At 58.3% G+C, this 19,100-nt stretch carries 14 protein-coding genes and 3 tRNA genes; 5 read left to right on the forward strand and 12 right to left on the reverse strand.

Going from position 1 to position 19,100, the window contains the following annotated elements; all coding sequences use genetic code 11:
* Window positions 1-51: 51 nt before the first annotated feature.
* The 4 genes from AQ621_RS05435 to dbpA all read right to left on the reverse strand — a co-directional run bounded on the left by AQ621_RS05435 (window position 52) and on the right by dbpA (window position 5,068).
* Window positions 52-1,386: a sodium ion-translocating decarboxylase subunit beta gene (locus AQ621_RS05435; protein WP_058340608.1), complete on the reverse strand. Its 1,335-nt coding sequence runs from the start codon at window positions 1,384-1,386 to the stop codon at window positions 52-54.
* A gap of 13 nt (window positions 1,387-1,399) precedes the next feature.
* Window positions 1,400-3,178 (reverse strand): sodium-extruding oxaloacetate decarboxylase subunit alpha, encoded by a 1,779-nt coding sequence (gene oadA / locus AQ621_RS05440; protein ID WP_022989555.1) that lies wholly within the window; start codon window positions 3,176-3,178, stop codon window positions 1,400-1,402.
* 41 nt (window positions 3,179-3,219) lie between these two features.
* A complete protein-coding gene (locus tag AQ621_RS05445; RefSeq protein WP_022989556.1) occupies window positions 3,220-3,471 on the reverse strand; it encodes an OadG family protein in 252 nt (83 codons plus the stop codon).
* Between the two features lie 223 nt (window positions 3,472-3,694).
* A complete protein-coding gene (dbpA, locus tag AQ621_RS05450) occupies window positions 3,695-5,068 on the reverse strand; it encodes an ATP-dependent RNA helicase DbpA (protein WP_058340609.1) in 1,374 nt (457 codons plus the stop codon).
* A gap of 104 nt (window positions 5,069-5,172) precedes the next feature.
* Between dbpA and AQ621_RS05455 the strand changes: the two genes are divergently transcribed.
* On the forward strand, window positions 5,173-5,709 hold the full coding sequence (locus AQ621_RS05455) for a DUF2058 domain-containing protein (RefSeq protein ID WP_036219739.1): 537 nt from the start codon (window positions 5,173-5,175) through the stop codon (window positions 5,707-5,709).
* A gap of 234 nt (window positions 5,710-5,943) precedes the next feature.
* On the opposite strand, the gene AQ621_RS05460 is transcribed toward AQ621_RS05455, so the two are convergent.
* The 6 genes from AQ621_RS05460 to alaS all read right to left on the reverse strand — a co-directional run bounded on the left by AQ621_RS05460 (window position 5,944) and on the right by alaS (window position 10,737).
* Window positions 5,944-6,020 (reverse strand) — tRNA-Arg (locus AQ621_RS05460).
* A gap of 21 nt (window positions 6,021-6,041) precedes the next feature.
* A tRNA-Arg gene (locus AQ621_RS05465) sits at window positions 6,042-6,118 on the reverse strand.
* A 59-nt stretch (window positions 6,119-6,177) separates the two neighbouring features.
* A tRNA-Ser gene (locus AQ621_RS05470) sits at window positions 6,178-6,267 on the reverse strand.
* A 126-nt stretch (window positions 6,268-6,393) separates the two neighbouring features.
* Window positions 6,394-6,591 carry a carbon storage regulator CsrA gene (gene csrA, locus AQ621_RS05475; protein ID WP_022989559.1) on the reverse strand — a complete coding sequence of 66 codons (198 nt, stop codon included), beginning with the start codon at window positions 6,589-6,591 and terminating at the stop codon, window positions 6,394-6,396.
* 170 nt (window positions 6,592-6,761) lie between these two features.
* A complete protein-coding gene (locus tag AQ621_RS05480; RefSeq protein WP_058340610.1) occupies window positions 6,762-8,003 on the reverse strand; it encodes an aspartate kinase in 1,242 nt (413 codons plus the stop codon).
* A gap of 103 nt (window positions 8,004-8,106) precedes the next feature.
* On the reverse strand, window positions 8,107-10,737 hold the full coding sequence (gene alaS, locus AQ621_RS05485; protein WP_058340611.1) for an alanine--tRNA ligase: 2,631 nt from the start codon (window positions 10,735-10,737) through the stop codon (window positions 8,107-8,109).
* A gap of 105 nt (window positions 10,738-10,842) precedes the next feature.
* On the opposite strand from alaS, the gene AQ621_RS05490 reads away from it, so the two are divergent.
* Window positions 10,843-11,379, forward strand: a complete 537-nt coding sequence (locus AQ621_RS05490) for an RDD family protein (protein WP_022989562.1) — start codon at window positions 10,843-10,845, stop codon at window positions 11,377-11,379.
* Window positions 11,380-11,394: 15 nt separating this feature from the next.
* On the opposite strand, the gene lptG is transcribed toward AQ621_RS05490, so the two are convergent.
* Together lptG and lptF are read right to left on the reverse strand one after the other, a co-directional pair.
* Window positions 11,395-12,456, reverse strand: coding sequence for an LPS export ABC transporter permease LptG (gene lptG, locus AQ621_RS05495; RefSeq protein ID WP_058340612.1), 1,062 nt, complete (start codon window positions 12,454-12,456; stop codon window positions 11,395-11,397).
* The gene (gene lptF / locus AQ621_RS05500) at window positions 12,449-13,552 is read right to left on the reverse strand and encodes an LPS export ABC transporter permease LptF (RefSeq protein ID WP_058340613.1); all 1,104 of its coding nucleotides are present in this window, start codon (window positions 13,550-13,552) and stop codon (window positions 12,449-12,451) included. The genes lptG and lptF overlap by 8 nt, the downstream gene beginning before the upstream one ends.
* A 228-nt stretch (window positions 13,553-13,780) precedes the next feature.
* Between lptF and AQ621_RS05505 the strand changes: the two genes are divergently transcribed.
* From AQ621_RS05505 to AQ621_RS05520, 3 genes are all read left to right on the forward strand, one after another.
* The gene (locus tag AQ621_RS05505; protein ID WP_058340614.1) at window positions 13,781-15,271 is read left to right on the forward strand and encodes a leucyl aminopeptidase; all 1,491 of its coding nucleotides are present in this window, start codon (window positions 13,781-13,783) and stop codon (window positions 15,269-15,271) included.
* On the forward strand, window positions 15,261-15,773 hold the full coding sequence (locus AQ621_RS05510; protein ID WP_058340615.1) for a DNA polymerase III subunit chi: 513 nt from the start codon (window positions 15,261-15,263) through the stop codon (window positions 15,771-15,773). Before AQ621_RS05505 ends, AQ621_RS05510 begins: the two co-directional genes overlap by 11 nt.
* Window positions 15,774-16,244: 471 nt before the next feature.
* Entirely contained in the window at window positions 16,245-19,097 is a 2,853-nt protein-coding gene (locus tag AQ621_RS05520; protein ID WP_058340617.1) for a valine--tRNA ligase, read from the forward strand.
* Window positions 19,098-19,100 lie beyond the last annotated feature (3 nt).

Consider the following 19,100-nt stretch of genomic DNA (forward strand, 5'->3'; position numbering starts at 1 on the left):
AAGAAAACCCCGCCGAAGCAGGGTTCTCTATAACTACAGCAGTGAAAACAATCAGCTCAGAAGCTTGATCATCACACCCGCTGCAACCGCAGAGCCGATAACACCAGCCACGTTCGGGCCCATTGCGTGCATCAGCAGGAAGTTCTGCGGGTTGGCTTCCAGGCCCACCTTGTTGGACACCCGCGCCGCCATCGGCACCGCAGACACCCCGGCAGAACCGATCAGCGGGTTGATCTGCTCCTTGCTCAGCTTGTTCATCAGCTTCGCCATCAGAACACCCGAAGCAGTACCCACACCGAAGGCCACAATACCCAGTCCCAGGATACCCAGGGTCTGGCCATCCAGGAACTTGTCCGCCATCAGCTTGGAGCCAACGGACAGACCCAGGAAAATGGTCACGATGTTGATCAGTGCGTTCTGGGCAGTATCGCTCAAACGCTCTACCACGCCACACTCACGCATCAGGTTACCGAAGCAGAACATACCCAGCAGCGGCGCCGCATCCGGCAGGAACAGAACCACGGCAATCAGCACCACCAGCGGGAAGATGATCTTCTCTTTCTTGCTCACCGGGCGCAGCTGGCTCATCTTGATCTTGCGCTCCTGCTCGGAGGTCAGCGCCTTCATGATCGGCGGCTGGATCATCGGCACCAGCGCCATGTAGGCGTAGGCAGACACCGCAATCGCACCCAGAAGGTGTGGCGCCAGAACACTGGATACATAGATGGACGTCGGGCCGTCAGCACCACCGATGATACCGATGGCCGCCGCTTCCAGAATGGTAAATTCCAGAACGCCGGTCCAGTCCAGCAGGGCCGCACCCAGAACCGTACCGAAGATACCGAACTGAGCCGCTGCACCCAGCAGCAGGGTCTTGGGGTTTGCCAGCAGCGGGCCGAAGTCGGTCATCGCGCCTACACCCATGAAGATCAACAGCGGGCCAACGGTACTGCCGATTACCACGGAGTAGAAGTTGTACAGCATACCGTTGCCGTAGCCGTAATCCTGGGCGATGGAATTGGCCATGGCCATTTCGGAGTAGCTGGCTTCCTTGACCGCTTCCTTGAAGACATCTTTCAGCTCGGGGGTCACCGCCTGGCCGGCCTGGTAGGCCACGTCCAGGGGCGCCGCCAGGGCCGCCAGAATCTCCGTAGAGCCATTCTTCAATGCGAAGTGGATGGCATTCTCCGCCGCAGTCAGGGCCAGCCCTGCCTCCGGAATATTCGCCAGGATACCGCCGAACCCGATGGGGACCAGCAGCAGTGGCTCGAATTTCTTGTTGATCGCAAGATAGAGGAGCAGCAGGCCGATGGCGATCATCACCACCTGGCCGAGCTCGATATTGAACAGGCCACTACCTGTCCACAGTGTCATCATTTTATCCATGGAATGCTGGCCCTTATGCGATTGTCAGCATTTCATCATCAACGGAGACGGCATCCCCCTCCTTGATGAAGACTTCACCGATGGTACCGGCCTTGGGTGCGCGCACCTCGGTTTCCATTTTCATGGCTTCGAGGATAATCATCACATCGCCCTCTTCCACGGTGTCACCCGGAGAGACGTGCACCTTCCAGATGTTGCCGCCCAGAGGCGCCAGTACAGGCTCGCCGTCACCCGCGGCCGGAGCAGCTGCCGCCGGTGCGGAAGACGCACCACCCTGGCCTTCGATCTGGCTGATTTCGCCACCTTCGTTCACGGCCACCACATACTTCTGGCCATTCACTTCCACGGTGTAGGTCTCAGGACCTGCGGCTTTCTTGGCCGGCGCTACGTCGTCAGCACTCGGAACCGGCTCAAATGCATCCGGGTTGTTGCGGTTCTCCAGGAACTTCAGGCCAATCTGCGGGAACAGGGCGTAGGTCAGAACGTCGTCCACTTCCTGCTCGGCCAGCTTGATACCCTTTTCCTTGGCAATGTCTTTCAGCTCTGCGGTCAGCTTGTCCATTTCCGGCTCGATCTTGTCAGCCGGGCGGCAAGTGATCGCTTCTTTGCCATCCAGAACCCGCTCCTGCAGTTCCTTGTTGAACGGAGCCGGTGCGGAACCGTACTCACCCTTCAGGATGGCGGCGGTTTCCTTGGAGATCGACTTGTAGCGCTCGCCGGTCAGTACGTTCAGTACCGCCTGGGTGCCCACAATCTGGGAGGTCGGGGTTACCAGCGGGATATAGCCCAGGTCTTCACGTACCTTGGGAATCTCGGCCAGCACCTGGTCGAACTTGTCGCTGGCGTTCTGCTCTTTCAGCTGGCTTTCCATGTTGGTCAGCATGCCGCCCGGAACCTGGGCAATCAGGATGCGGGAATCGACGCCTTTCAGGCTGCCTTCGAACTTGGCGTACTTCTTACGCACTTCGCGGAAGTAAGACGCGATTTCTTCAAGCAGGTTCAGGTCCAGGCCGGTATCGCGGTCGGTCCCTTCCAGGATCGCCACAATCGCCTCGGTGGGCGAATGGCCGTAGGTCATACTCATGGAGGAGATGGCCGCATCCACGTTATCAATGCCGGCTTCGGCGGCTTTGATTGCTGTGGCGGTGGACATGCCGGTGGTGGCATGACACTGCATGTGAATGGGGATATCCAGCTCTTTCTTCAGACGGCTGACCAGGTCGTAAGCCACGTAAGGCTTCAGCAGACCGGCCATGTCCTTGATGGCGATGGAATCGGCACCCATGTCGGCGATTTCCTTGGCCAGCTCAACCCAGTTCTCGATGGTGTGTACCGGGCTGGTGGTGTAGGAAATCGTACCCTGGGCGTGCTTGCCGGTCTGGCGAACAGCCTTGATGGCGGTGGCCAGGTTGCGGGGGTCGTTCATCGCATCAAAAATACGGAACACGTCTACGCCGTTTTCGGCGGCACGGTCTACAAACCGCTCTACCACGTCATCCGCATAGTGACGGTAGCCCAGAAGGTTCTGGCCGCGCAGCAGCATTTGCTGGGGCGTGTTGGGCATGGCTTTTTTCAGCTCGCGGATGCGATCCCAGGGGTCTTCACCCAGGTAACGGATACAGGAATCAAAGGTAGCACCACCCCAGGATTCGAGGGACCAGAAACCGACTTTGTCGAGTTTCTCGGCAATCGGCAGCATGTCATCCAGCCGCATGCGGGTGGCCAGCAGGGATTGGTGGGCGTCACGCAGAATTACGTCCGTAATCCCAAGCGGTTTTTTCGTGTCAGTCATCGTGTCAGCCTTCTGTTAAAAGGTTCTAATCTGTACCAGGGTCACTTCTTGTGGCGTGCCCGGTATTGTGCAATCGCCTTCTTGATGGCCTCGGCGGTGTCAGGGTCAACCGACGTGGGCGCCTTCGGCTTGGCACGTGGCGTTCTGGCCGGGGTTGCCGGCTCTGGCGGCGCAAACCGCAGAATGATTTTGGACATCAGGCCGGTCGCGAATACCAGAATAATCAGGAACACGAACACGAAACCCATGCCGGCAATCATCAGCTCAACGGCTTGTGACATCAGGTCATTCATAGCGAACAGCTACCTGTATTGGTTTGTGTGATTTCCCCGGATTACTACCAGCCCAAACAAGACCAAAGTCTTATGGCCTGAAAAAGCAAAACGGGAGGCAAAATCCTGCGTAATTTACCGGTTTCATTGATCAGGAGCAACCTAAAGGACACATTTCTATAGGGAGTTTCCGAGCGCTCCGGCCTGAAAAGACAACTGAAGCGCCACTTTATTCAAAGCGCGATTACGCGAAGCGAACGCGTATTTTCCTGCCTTTCACCTTACCTGCTTCAAGCCTGGCGAGCGCCTTATCTGCCCACTCTACCTGCACCGCAACAAAGCACTGGAAATCGAACAGATCAATTTTGCCTACCGCAGAGCCGGGAATGCCTGCGTCACCGGTGAGCGCTCCCAGAACATCACCGGGGCGAACCTTTTCTTTGCGGCCTCCGGCCAGGCACAGCGTTTTCATTGGCGGGCGTACCGGGCGCACCCGTTCTGCCAACAGCCCGGCCGTATCACCCCACTCCGCGGACTTTGCCCGATCACCTTCCAGACGGGTTATCTTGTGCCCCTGCTTCGGCGTGCACAGCGTAATCGCATGGCCTTGCTCCCCCGCCCGGCCGGTACGCCCGATGCGGTGGGTGTAAACTTCCGGATCCCGCGCAGGCTCGGCATTGATCACCAGCGGCAGGCCCTTGATGTCCAGCCCCCGGGCTGCCACATCCGTAGCCACCAGCACGGTGCAGCTCTGGTTGGCAAACTTCACCAGCGTGCCATCCCTGTCTTTCTGGTCGAGGTCACCGTGCAAAGACAAGGCAGCAAATCCCAACCGGGAAAGCTCGTCGGCCAGCTCATCACAGTCGCGCTTGGTGGTACAGAACACCAGGCTGGCCGATGGCTGGAAACGCGAAAGCAACGCCGCCACGGCAGCAACCTGCTGATCCGGCGCGATTTCATAGAACAGCTCTTCAATATCCGGCCCGGATTCCTGCGCCTCAACCCGCACATCTTCCGGCTCGGACTGGAAGCGTTCACTGATGGTACGGATCGCGTCTGGCCAGGTAGCCGAAAACAACAGTGTCTGGCGATTACGTGGCGTCTGCGAAAGAATTGACGTCATCACTTCTTCAAAACCCATGTCCAGCATCCGGTCTGCTTCATCCAGCACCAGGGTTTTCAGGCGATCCAGGTTCAAGGTGCCCTTCCGAAGGTGGTCCTCCACCCTGCCCGGGGTGCCCACCACAATATGGGCGCCGTGGCTAAGCGAACCAATCTGCGGGCCAATGGGCACACCGCCACACAGGGTAAGCACCTTTACGTTTTCCTTTGCCCGAGCCAGCTCCCGAAGGGCCTTGGCCACCTGGTCTGCCAGCTCCCGGGTAGGACACAGCACCAGCGCCTGTACCGCGAACTGCTTCGGCTGCAGCTTTTCGATCAGCGGTATTCCGAAGGCCGCGGTCTTGCCGCTGCCGGTCTGGGCCATGGCAATCACATCCCGGCCCGCCATGGCCGGCGGCATGGCTTTTACCTGAATACCGGTTGGCTGCGTGTAATTCAGCCGGTCAAGGTTGGCCTGCATGGCAGGCGACAGGCCCAGCTCTTTGAAAGAAGACATAAAAAATCCATGAGGTGAAGTAAACGTGGGTTATTGAGTGCGCACTGACGGCGTATACTGAACAGATAATTGCTGAAGTTTATCACGAATCCACGGAGTCACTGATGGCGTCTTTGCAGGAACAACTTATGAAAGCCGGGCTGGCTGATGAGAAAAAGGCCCGGGCCATTCGCAGCGAAAAGCGTAAACAGCGGAAACAACAGCCGAAAGGCGCTGCCCAGGTGAATGAAGCCGAAGAGCGCGCACGCAAGGCGAGGCAGGAACAGGCCGAAAGGGATCGTCAGCTGAACCTGGAACGGCAGAAAGAAGCCGAGAAAAAAGCCATCCAGGCCCAGATTCGCCAGCTGATCGAAACCAACCGACTGGATCGCAGCCGGGGCGAGACGTCTTACCAGTTTGTTGACGGCAAGAAGATCAAGAAAATCCTGGTGGACGACAAGATGGTTGACCAGCTTTCGAGGGGGCGGCTGGCCATCGTCGCCCTTGGCGAAAACTACGAAGTTGTCCCGGACAAGGTAGCACGCAAGATTATGGAACGGGATGAAGCCGCCGTTATCTCAATGCATGAGCGGAAACAGGACGACGCCGGCGAAGACGATCCGTACGCGGGTTATGAGATTCCCGACGATTTGATGTGGTAACAGAAACAAAAAGCCCCGCACTTGGCGGGGCTTTTTGTTTAATATGGCGCGGCTGGGAGGATTAGGCGGGCCTTCGGCCCTTCCCCTTCGGGGCCGCCGTCGCGCTGCTCCGGCGTTCCTCAACCCACTTCGCGGGTTTCGGTCGAACCTCTATCGGTTCAAATCCTCCCAGCTATACAACGCAAAACGCCTCAGCCTGTGGGGTACACAAACTGAGGCGTTTTGACTTTAATATGGCGCGGCTGGGAGGATTCGAACCTCCGACCGCCTGGTTCGTAGCCAGGTACTCTATCCAGCTGAGCTACAGCCGCTTGAAACTGATTGGCGAAAATTGGCGCGGCTGGGAGGATTCGAACCTCCGACCGCCTGGTTCGTAGCCAGGTACTCTATCCAGCTGAGCTACAGCCGCACAATCTTTCGCAGTGGTTGAATGCTACTTCAACCGGTTCTCGCCTTTCCGCTGGGAAATGGCGGAGAGGGAGGGATTCGAACCCTCGGTACGATTGCTCGTACGGTTCCTTAGCAGGGAACTGGTTTCAGCCACTCACCCACCTCTCCTTGAGAACGGGGCGTATACTACCATAATTTTTCTGTTTTCATAGGGTTGACACGATATTTTTCTAACCGATTTTCCCTATTATTAAAAAAGCCGCTCAGGTTTCCCTTGAGCGGCTTTCTTTCTGATCAACGATTGCCCGGTTCCGGCTCGTCAGAGCCTTTTTCGGACTGAATCCGCTGATAGATTTCTTCGCGGTGAACGGCAACATCTTTAGGTGCGTTAACACCGATGCGAACCTGGTTCCCCTTCACTCCGAGAACGGTAACGGTAATTTCGTCACCGATCATCAGGGTTTCGCCAACGCGGCGAGTCAAAATCAACATATCCCTTTCTCCCTATTCCAAAGCTACCTGTTCCGACTACATTTCTATGTACTTATTGCTTTTATAATGAGATCACCGCGAAGTCTAAAGGCGGAATAATACTTATACAATCTCCAACCTCTATAGATTTCCTCAATGACCTTCAGGAGGAAGCAAAGGGCACCCTGCCCTCACATTCCTTCTTCTACTACCCCGGACTTGTCCAGCTCGAAGGCACTGTGCAGTGCGCGAACGGCCAGTTCGAGATATTTCTCGTCGATCACCACGGAAATCTTGATTTCCGATGTGGAGATCATCTGAATATTGATGCCTTCGTTAGACAGCGCTTCGAACATTTTAGTTGCAACGCCGGCATGGGAACGCATGCCAACACCCACAATGCTCACCTTCGCAATCTTGGTGTCGCCGCCCACTTCACCGGCACCGATTTCAGTGCTGATGCCGCGCAGAACGTCCTGGGCGCGCTTGAAATCATTACGGTGAACCGTGAAGGTGAATGCGGTTTTGTTATCCTCACCCACGTTCTGGACAATCATGTCCACCTCGATGTTGGCATCGCTCACCGGCTTGAGAATCCGCAGGGCGCTGCCCGGGGTGTCAGGCACTCCGGAGATGGTCAGTTTGGCTTCATCACGGTTAAAGGCAATGCCGGAAACAACCGGTTGTTCCATGGCGTTCTCATCCTCAAAAGTAATCAGGGTACCCTCGCCTTCTGCAAAGCTGGACAGCACCCTTAATGGAACATTGTATTTACCTGCAAATTCGACGGCCCGAATCTGGAGCACTTTCGAGCCCAGGCTGGCCATCTCAAGCATTTCTTCGAACGTAATTCGCTCAAGCCGGCGCGCGCTGTCTACTACCCGCGGGTCGGTCGTATAAACGCCGTCAACATCGGTGTAAATCTGGCACTCGTCCGCCTTCAGCGCCGCCGCCAAGGCAACGGCTGTGGTATCGGAACCACCGCGGCCCAGCGTGGTGATATTGCCTCGCTCATCAACACCCTGGAAACCGGCAACCACAACAACCCGACCTGCATCCAGATCCGCGCGCATGTTCTGCTCATCGATATCTTTAATGCGTGCCTTGGTGTGGCTGCTGTCCGTCAGTATCCGCACCTGGGAGCCGGTATAAGACCGGGCATCACAGCCGCGCTTCTGCAGCGCCATAGATAACAGGGCGATAGTGACCTGCTCACCGGTGGAAACCAGCACGTCCATTTCGCGGGGCGTGGGCTCTTCCATAATGTCGTTGGCCAGGGCAATCAGGCGATTGGTCTCGCCGCTCATAGCGGAGACCACCACCACAATGTCGTGACCATCTTTGCGGAACTGACACACCTTGTCAGCGACCGCTTCAATCCGTTCGGTTGTGCCGACGGATGTACCACCAAATTTCTGAACCAACAGAGCCATGCTTTCCCAAACTCCGAAACGGGCCTTACAGCGGAGCCAGGCTCCGCCAGTCAAATAAAGCGGGCGGAATTATAAACCTCCGCCCGCTTCCGAAAACAGTTGCTTATCCGATATTTTGCTCGACCCAGCCCGGAACTCCGGCCAGGGCACCTGCCAGCCTGGACGGATCGTTACCACCGCCCTGAGCCATATCCGGGCGACCACCGCCTTTACCATCTACCTGGGCACACAGATGCTTCATCAGGTCGCCAGCTTTGATGCGGCCAGTGGCTGACTTGGTTACGCCGGCAACCAGCGTCACCTTGCCATCGTCCACAGTGGCCAGAACCACCACACCCTCGCCCAGCTTGTTCTTCAACTGGTCAGCGGTTTCCATCAGGGCCTTGCGGTCTGCGCCTTCCAGCTCTGCTGCCACAACCTTCAATCCGGCAACCTCAACCGCGTTACCAGCAAGGTCGCTACCGGCGGAGCTGGCCAGCTTGGCCTTCAGGCCATCCATGTCTTTTTCCAGCTGACGGTTGCGGTCGAGAACCTGCTGAACTTTCTCCACGACAGTCTCGCGGGTGCCCTTAACCAGGCGGGCGGTTTCACGCAGGGTTCGCTCGGTGGCGTCCAGCCATTCCAGTGCGCCGAAGCCGGTCACCGCTTCAATACGGCGAACGCCGGAGGAAATACCGCTCTCGGAGGTAATACGGAACAAACCGATATCGCCGGTGCGGGATACGTGGGTACCGCCACACAGCTCAACAGAATAGTGATCGGTACCCATGCTCAGAACCCGAACCACATCGCCGTACTTCTCGCCGAACAGCGCCATAGCGCCCTTGGCCTTGGCCGTTTCCATATCGGTAACGTCGATCTCAACCGGGGTGTTTTCCAGTACCTGCTCGTTCACCTGGCGTTCGATTTCTTTCAGCTGCTCGGCAGTGACCGCCTCGAAATGGGAGAAGTCGAAACGCAGTTTGTCGGGGTCTACCAGGGAACCTTTCTGGGTTACATGCTCACCCAGAACATTGCGCAGTGCTGCGTGCAGCAGGTGCGTGGCGGAGTGGTTACGCTTGGTGCGTTCACGGCGGGCGTGGTCAATACGCGCGTCAACTTCCAGCCCCGGGAACAGCTCACCTTCTACCAGCGTGCCCACGTGCAGGTGGTTATCGCCTTCTTTGCGGGTGTCGGTTACCTTGAACCGGCCACCGCTCCAGGTCAGCAGGCCGGTGTCACCCACCTGGCCGCCGGATTCTGCGTAGAACGGAGTACGCTCCAGCACCACAACACATTCGTCACCGGCTTCGGCGGTTTTCTCTTCGCCATTCACCAGAACGGTGCGGATTCGCTCGTGGCCGTCGATGTGGTCGTAACCGGTAAACTCGGTTTTCCCTTCGATGGTGATGCCTGCGGCGTTGTAATCAATGCCGAACTTGCTCGCAGCCCGGGCACGGTCACGCTGGGCTTCCATGGCCTTTTCGTAGCCTTCATAGTCTAGGGTCAGGCCGCGCTCGCGGGCGATATCGTTGGTCAGGTCTACCGGAAAGCCGTAGGTGTCGTACAGGGTAAATACGGTTTCGCCGGGAATTTCAGTGCCCTTCAGCTCGGCAATATCCTGTTCCAGCAGGCGCAGGCCTTTGTCCAGGGTCTTGGCGAACTGCTCTTCTTCTTGCAGCAGTACTTTTTCGATCTGCTTGCGGCTGCTGACCAGTTGCGGATAGGCATCGCCCATCAGTTCAACCAGGGCACAGGTAAGCTTGTAGAAGAACGGTTCGTTCGCACCCAGCTTGTTACCGTGACGGGCTGCACGGCGGATGATCCGGCGCAGCACAAAGCCACGGCCTTCGTTGGACGGCATCACGCCATCGGCAATCAGGAAGGCACAGGAGCGGATGTGGTCAGCCACGACGCGCAGCGAGGCCTCGGTAGTGGCTGCACCACCCAGAATTGCAGAAGCGGCTTTCAGCAAATCCTGGAACAGGTCGATTTCATAGTTGCTGTGAACGCCCTGCAACACCGCTGCAATTCGCTCCAGGCCCATACCGGTATCCACAGAAGGCTTGGGCAGGTTCAGCATCTCGCCATCGGCGGTGCGGTTGTATTGCATGAACACCACGTTCCAGATCTCGATGTAGCGGTCGCCGTCTTCCTCCGGGCTACCGGGAGGGCCGCCAGCCACGTCCGGACCGTGGTCGTAGAAGATTTCGGTGCAGGGGCCGCAGGGGCCGGTGTCACCCATCTGCCAGAAGTTATCAGAAGCGTAGCGCGCACCCTTGTTGTCGCCAATGCGAACAATGCGGTCTGCCGGCACGCCAACTTCTTTGTTCCAGATATCAAAGGCTTCGTCGTCTTCTGCGTAAACCGTTACCCACAGCTTTTCCTGGGGCAGGTTCAGGTGCTTCTCACCGGTAAGGAAGGTCCAGGCAAAGTTAATGGCTTCGCGCTTGAAGTAATCGCCGAAGCTGAAGTTGCCCAGCATTTCGAAGAAGGTATGGTGGCGGGCGGTATAGCCCACGTTCTCCAGGTCGTTATGCTTGCCGCCGGCGCGCACACACTTCTGGGACGATGTTGCCCGGTTATAGTCGCGCTCTTCACGGCCAAGGAAGGTATCCTTGAACTGGTTCATGCCAGCGTTGGTGAACAACAGTGTCGGGTCGTCTGCCGGTACCAGCGAACTGCTCGGCACAATGGTGTGACCTTGCTGTTTGAAATATTCCAAAAACGCCTGTCGCAACTCTGCGGTTTTCATAGACCTTTGATACCTTTGAAATAGCAATACTTACATGCGTGTGCAAATCCGCTACTCTAGCACACGCCGAGAACAGGAAAAACGTGAAACCTCACAGGAGACCCCATGCCCCGACGCTTTCATGACGCCGAGCAACTGCTGCCACCGGCAACCGCCCTCAAGCGGGCTCTGGCGATTATTTACGATGGCCTGATCAGTATTGCGGTCCTGCTGGTCGCCACCTGGATTTATACCATGATTGCCGGGTGGATTACGGGCTGGGACAAGTACGAACAAATGGCTGAGGCCGGCCAGCTCTCGGGCGATCCGGGGCTCACCTTCGTGCTCTTCCTGGTGCTGTATCTGTTCTTTGCCTACTTCTGGACCCGCATTGGCCAGACTCTGGGTATGCAGGTATGGCGGGTTCGGATCGAAAACCTGGACGGCACGTCAGTCAGCTGGACCCAGGCCCTGTTTCGTTACGGCACAGCCTCGGCGGTGGTTTTTCTCACCATGCTGGCAAGCCATTACATCGGTACCGTTACCCTGCTGATCAGCGTTCCCGCTATTATCGCCCTGTTCTACCCGATCAACGGACTGTCACTGACCGACCGGGCATCCAACAGCGTTGTGGTTCAGGTAGAAAAAGCCGCGAAAAAGTAAACCTTCAGGGCCGGTTCAGCCGGCCCTTCTCATCAACACCGCACCTACCACGGCATTGATGGCAATCGGCGCCAGCACAGCAATCATGGGATTGAAGCCGTACACCATGCTCATGGGCCCGAGCAGATCCTGCATGTACTTGAACAACAAGCCCACCAGCAAGCCGGTAAACACCCGGAAGCCCATGGTTACAGAACGCAAGGGGCCGAACACAAAGGAAATGGCCACCAGCACCATCACCGCAGTACCCAGCGGCATCAGTGCTTTCTTCCAGAACGCCAGCCAGTACTGTGCCGCAGTCAGCCCCTGCTCCCCCAGATAGGTGGCGTAGGTATACAGGCCACTCATCGACAGGTTTTCCGGCTTCACAATCAGCACACTCAAGACATCCGGAGACAAGCCGGTATCCCAGCGCAGGGTTTCATGGGCTTCCCGCACCGTTTGCTCACCTTCCATGCGGGTCACCGCCACGTTCTCCAGCAACCAGTGATCACCCTGGAACACCGCCCGCTCGGAAAAGCTGGACTGTTCCAGCTGGCGCTGATCATCAAACCGGAACAGCGAAACCCCTACCAGGCCACCATCCGGCTGCACCGCATTCAGATGCATAAAGGTATTGCCTTCCCGATGCCAGACACCGTGGGCCGATGCCACATTCTTGCCAGCCCCCAGGGCAATAGCCTTGTCGCTCTGGGCGAGCCGTTCGGTGTTCGGTGCCACGTACTCACCAATTGCCACACCCAGCAACACAATAATCAGCGCCGGCTTCATGGCAGACCAGACAATCCGCTTCAGCGACACCCCGGCGGCGCGAATCACCGTCAGCTCCGACGAACTCGCCATGGCCCCCAGCCCAACCAGGCACCCCATAAACGCCCCGAGCGGCAGGTAATCGTAGATCCTGCGGGGCAAGGTGAGCGCCACGTACCAAAGCGCCTGCACCGTCTGGTAATCGTTGCGGGTGTCTTCCAGCTCGGCAATGAAGGCGAAGATTACGTCCAGCGACAGCACTACCACCATCACCAGGAACATGGCACCACCAACGGTGCGCATTACATAGTTGTCGATCTTACGCACTGGCGCGGCCCTCCTTCTCCAGCCGGCGGCGATGCAGCCAGGCCGGCCCGAAATGCAGCCATAACCCTAGCGCCAGGAACAGCGCGTGCACCCAGAGCATGCCGATCCACTCCGGCACCTTGCCGTCTGCCAGTGCGTCCCGGGCCACGATCAGAAGGCCCAGATAGGTGATGTACACAAGCATTGCGGGCAAAAGATGGAAGAACCGGCCCTGCCGGGGATTCACCCGGCTCAGACGAACCGCCAGCAGGGTAACGATCGGAACGATTAACGGCAGGGAGAAGCGCCAGTGCAACAGGGCGCGATCTTCAAGGTTGTCTGATCGCCAGAGATCCAGCGTACTGATGCCCTCTTCCAGCTCGCGATCACCCGCTTCGCCGGCCTGGATCTTGAGGCCATAGGCCTCGAACCGGGTTACGTTGTAATCCAGCTGCCCCGGCATACCCTGAAAGCGGCCGCCTTCTTCCAGGATCAGGAACCGGCTGCCGGTTTTCTCGTCGATCAACTGCGAGCCGGTCTCTGCTGTGATCAGGGTAACGCCTTCACCGTTGCGCCCATGCTCGGCAATAAACACACCTTGCAGCTGACGCTTGTCGTCACTGAGCGCTTCGGTATAGGTCACCCGGGTACCGGAGCTGAGATCCTGGAACCGCCCGGGCGCGAGCATTTCAAACTCGGTGGCTTTGCGCTGTTCGTTGAAAATATGCTCCACCTGCTTCATGCCCCAGGGTGAAATAAACAGGCTCATTGCGCCCACCACCAGCATCACCGGCAGCGCACCCACCAGGGTTTTCTGCAGCAGCTCCCGCTCGCTGACACCGCAGGCGAACAGTACCGTCATCTCGCTTTCCAGGTACATCCGGCCGTAGGCCAGCAGAATGCCAATAAACAATCCCAAAGGCAGGATCAGCTCCAGAAAGCCGGGGAAACGGTACCCCATAATGGCGAACAACACGCCCGCTGCCAGCTCGCCCTCAGCCGCACTCGCCAGGTACTTTATAAACCGGCCGCTCATGAACACCAGCAACAAAATGCCGGAAACAGCAAGCATGCTGACCATGATCTGGCGGATGAGGTAACGGAAAATGATGCTCAAACTGATCTCTCTGGCCGCGCCCTTTCAGGAGATGGAGGATAAGAGGAACTGCGCGTATTCTATGTAACCTTGGGAATGAATGACAGTACAGGAACAACTCGTTAAAGCCATCGTAACGATAAGGCCTTATCGCTTGATTATTCGCGGCTTTGCCCCAATCCTTATTAACATTCGATCAAACCCGCCCGGCGCGGACCTAAACAGAATAACCTGACAACGGGAGTTGCCATGAATTTCAGCCTGAGCAGTAAAGCCATTGCCGCTACCAAAACCGATTGCCTGGTCATCGGCCTCCCCGAAAAAGGTACCTGGCCTGACACCACAACACAGGCAGACGAAACCCTGGGCGGGCTGATCAAGCAACTCGAAAAAGCTGGCGACCTGACCGGCAAGAATGCTTCAGTTAACACCATCCCGCTGGTCGACCAGCCCTGGCAGCGCCTGGTTGTGGTCGGCACCGGCAAAGATGCAGACCGCACACCGGCCAACTTCCGCAAAGCCCTGATCGCCATGATGGGCGCCCTGAAAGACGGCCCGTCCAAAAACGCCCTGATCTGCCTGGCCGACACTGCGCTGCAGGGCGAAGATGCGGTCAGCAACGAAGAAGCGCGCCTGAACCTGATTGGCCGCATCCTGGAAGACCAGCTGTACAGCTTCACCGGCTTCAAGAGCGAAAAGCCTGCTGCCCGCAAGCTCAAGAAAGTGACTGTGCAGGCCTCCGGTGCCGGCAAAGCCCTGAAAGATGCCTTCAACCTGGGCCTGTCCACCGGCCGCGGCATGAACTTCACCAAGGATCTGGGCAACACCCCGCCCAACATCTGCCACCCGGTATGGCTGGCCGAACAGGCACAGGCCATGGCCAAGGAACACGACTGCATCAAGACCGAAGTGCTTGATGAAAAGCAGATGGAAAAGATGGGTATGAACACCATCCTGGCCGTAGGCAAAGGCTCCAAGCAGCCCCCGCGCCTGATCGTGATGGAATACCGTGGCGGCAAAGCCAAGGACAAGCCCTACGTGCTGGTGGGTAAAGGCATCACCTTCGACACCGGCGGCATCAGCCTCAAGCCCGGCGAAGGCATGGACGAGATGAAGTACGACATGGGCGGTTCCGCCAGCGTATTCGGCGCCATGAAAGTACTGGCTGAGACCAAGCCCAAAATCAACGTAGTCGCGGTGATTGCTGCCGCCGAGAACATGCCGGATGGCGGCGCCTCCCGCCCGGGCGACATCGTAACCACCCTGAGCGGCATGACCGTTGAAATCCTCAACACCGACGCCGAAGGCCGCCTGGTACTGTGCGACGCCCTCACCTACGTGAAGAAATTTGACCCGGCTGCCGTAGTCGACATGGCCACCCTCACCGGCGCCTGCATCATCGCCCTGGGCAACTACGCCACCGGCCTTCTGTCCAACAACGACGAACTGGCCAACGAACTGCTGGCCGCCGGCGAGCGCACCGGCGACCGCGCCTGGCGCCTGCCGCTCTGGGACGAATACCAGAGCCAGCTCGACAGCAACTTCGCCGACATGGCCAACATCGGCGGCCGGCCGGCCGGCACCATCACCGCTGCCTGCTTCCTGAGCCGGTTTGCCAAAGACTACCGCTGGGCCCACCTGGACATCGCCGGTACCGCCTGGAACTCCGGCAAAGCCAAAGGCGCCACCGGCCGCCCGGTACCCCTGCTGGTCGACTACCTGATGTCCCATGCAGGATAACCAGCCAACCCCTACCCCGGAGCCCGGCAGCCCAGCTGCCGGCCCCTCCGGCCGGGACGAAAAGAACCAACGTTACTGGTTCCACATCCTCGCCCAGAACACCCCCGCCGCCAGAAACCTCCACGCCGCCAAACTGGTGGACAAAGCCTGGCAGCAGGGCGACCGCGTGTGCATCCTCTGCGACACCGAAGACCACGCCCAAGAACTCGACGACCTGCTGTGGAACATCGCCCCGGATGCCTTCATCCCCCACAGCATCGCCAAAGACCCGACTACCCCCTGCACCGACCCTGTCGGCATCCTGCTCTACCCGCCGGCGGCTACGGACTGGGATACCGTTATTGTGCTGTCCTCGACGTTGCCCGACGACGCTGACCAGTACGGTCGCCTGGCGCTGGTGGCCCATAACGAACCGGGCGTATTGAACCTCGCTCGGGGGCATTACAAGCAACTGCGGGCGTTGGGGATTGAGGCTCGGGTGCATGATATGCGGCGGCGGTGATTTTTTTGCCACGGAAGACACGGAAAAACACGGAAAGATAAAATTTATTAGCCACGGACGCTCACGGACCCACACGGACAAAAACGAAAAAGAAAAAGCAATACTCACCAGCGACCAGCAAAAATTCGATCTGTGGGGTTGGGGACAGGCTTTCCAAAAATTTCGTAGGCCATGGATGGCCGGAGACAAGCGCCACAGGGGCTCAGCCGAGCGCTTATGAAGCGAAGCTTCATGCGAAAGCTGAGCGACCACAATCTGTGATTGTGGGCCGGGCCCCGAAGGGGTGCCGCAAGGAGCGCTTTTTGGAAAGCCTGTCCCCAACCCCACACTGCACCAATCTAGCAGGCTACTGAGCCCATACCGAAGCCCCGACGAGCGTCGAAGGTTCGCCGCAATCAAGGTGACCATGTATAATCGCCCAATTCAGAATTTCTCTATGTGAATCAACCAAAACGGTCACTGCATAATCCCATGGAAAAAACCTACCAGCCAGAAAACATCGAGCGCCAGTGGTACGAAAACTGGGAATCCAAAGGATATTTCCGCCCCAGCGGAGAAGGCGATTCCTACAGCATCGCCATCCCGCCACCCAATGTGACCGGCAGCCTGCACATGGGCCATGCGTTCCAGCACACCATCATGGACACCCTCACCCGCTTCAAGCGTATGCAGGGCCGTAACGCATTGTGGACCGTGGGCACTGACCACGCCGGCATCGCCACCCAGATGGTGGTTGAGCGCAAACTGGCTGCAGAAGAAGACAAAACCCGCCACGACCTGGGTCGGGAAGAGTTCATCAAGCGCATCTGGGACTGGAAAGAGCACTCCGGCGGCACCATCACCCGCCAGATGCGCCGCCTGGGCAATTCCGTGGACTGGAGCAACGAACGCTTCACCATGGACGATGGCTTCTACAAGGCCGTGCAGGAAGTGTTTATCCGTCTGTACGAAGACGGCCTGGTGTACCGCGGCAAGCGGCTGGTGAACTGGGATCCGAAACTGCACACCGCCATCTCTGACCTTGAAGTCGAGAACAAGGAAGAAAAAGGTTTCTTCTGGCACCTGCGCTACCCGCTGGCCGACGGCCAGAAAACCCAGGACGGCAAAGACTACGTGATCGTCGCCACCACCCGCCCGGAAACCATGCTGGGCGACACCGCCGTAGCCGTGCACCCGGACGACGAGCGCTACCAGCACCTGATCGGTCAGCATGTACTGCTGCCGCTGGTAAACCGCCGGATTCCCATCGTGGCCGACCACCACGCCGACCCGGAAAAAGGCTCCGGCTGCGTCAAGATCACCCCGGCGCACGATTTCAACGACTACGCCGTAGGCAAGCGCAACAACCTGCCGATGATCAACGTGATGACCCAGGATGCGAATATCCGGGACATCGCCGAGGTCTTCAACTCTGACGGCACCGAGAACACCGACATCGACGGCACCATGCCCAGAGCCTATGCAGGTCTGACCCGCGAGGCCGCCCGCAAGCAGATCGTGGCAGACATGGAAGCCGAAGGCCTGGTCGAGAAAATTGAAGACCACGTACTGAGCGTGCCCCGTGGCGACCGCTCCGGCCTGATCATCGAGCCGATGCTCACCGATCAATGGTTTGCCGATGCCAAGACCCTGGCCAAGCCGGCCATCGAGGCAGTGGAAGACGGCCGTATCCAGTTTGTGCCCAAACAGTACGAGAACATGTACTTCGCCTGGATGCGCGATATCCAGGACTGGTGTATCTCCCGCCAGCTCTGGTGGGGCCACCGGATTCCGGCCTGGTACGACGCCGAAGGCAACATCTATGTCGGCCGCAACGAAGACGAAGTACGCCAGAAGCACAACCTGGCTGCGGATCTGGAACTGAAACAGGACGACGACGTGCTGGACACCTGGTTCAGCTCCGCCCTGTGGACTTTCGGTACCCTGGGCTGGCCGGAGATCACCGAGCGCCTGAAAACCTTCCACCCCACGGACGTGCTGGTGACCGGTTTCGACATCATCTTCTTCTGGGTTGCCCGGATGATCATGATGACCATGCACTTCATGAAAAACGAAGATGGTACCCCGCAGGTGCCGTTCAAGACCGTTTACGTGACCGGCCTGATCCGGGACGAGCACGGCGACAAGATGTCCAAGTCCAAGGGCAACGTGATCGACCCGCTGGATATGATTGATGGCATCAGCCTGCCGGACCTGCTTGAGAAGCGCACCGGCAACCTGATGCAGCCGAAGCTGGCCGAGAAAATCGGCAAGCGCACCGAGAAGGAATTCCCGGAAGGTATTACCGCCCACGGCACCGATGCTCTGCGCTTCACCCTGGCAGCCATGGCCACCACCGGCCGTGACATCAACTGGGACATGAAGCGCCTGGAAGGCTACCGAAACTTCTGCAACAAGCTGTGGAACGCCGCCCGCTACGTGTTGATGAACACCGAAGGCGAAGACTGCGGCGTGAACGACGAGCCGGTGGAACTGTCCCTGGCTGACCGCTGGATCATCAGCGAGCTGCAGCACTGCGAGCAGGAAGTGATCCGCCACCTGGACCAGTACCGCTTCGACCTGGCCGCCTACGCCCTGTACGAGTTCATCTGGAACGAATACTGCGACTGGTACCTGGAGCTGTCCAAGCCGGCCCTGAGTGACGACAACGCCAGCCCCGAAGCCAAGCGCGGCACTCGCCGTACCCTGGTTCGCGTGCTGGAAGCCGTCCTGCGCCTGGCACATCCGATGATGCCCTTCATCACCGAAGAAATCTGGCAGCGCATTGCCCCGCTGGCCGGCAAAACCGGCGACAGCATCATGCTGCAGCCGTTCCCGCAGCCGGACGAAAGCAAGCAGGACTCCGCCGTGGCAGCCGATATCGAATGGCTCAAAGGCGTGATCGTGGCGGTGCGGAATATCCGAGGCGAGATGAACATCTCCCCGGGCAAACAGGTACCAGTGCTGCTGAAAGGCGGCAACGCTGACGACCAGCGCCGCCTGAACGACAACCGCCAGTTCCTGATGTCCCTGGCCAAGCTGGAGAAGCTGGAATGGTTCGAGGGCGACAAGGCTCCCATGAGCGCCACCCAGCTGGTGGGGGAAATGGAAGTGCTGGTGCCCATGGCCGGCCTGATCGACAAGGGCGCCGAACTCAAGCGTCTGGACAAGGAGCTGGAGCGCCTGAACAAGGAAATCGGCCGCCTGGAAGGCAAGCTGAACAACGAGAAGTTCACCGCCAAGGCCCCGGCTGAAGTGGTCGAGAAGGAAAAAGAGAAGCTGAAGGATGCCCAGGGCAGCCTGCAGCGACTCAGCGCACAGCGGGCCGAAATCGAGGCCATGTAAGGC

Source organism: Marinobacter sp. P4B1, from assembly GCF_001447135.1.
In the GTDB taxonomy this organism is placed as follows: Bacteria; Pseudomonadota; Gammaproteobacteria; order Pseudomonadales; family Oleiphilaceae; genus Marinobacter; species Marinobacter vinifirmus.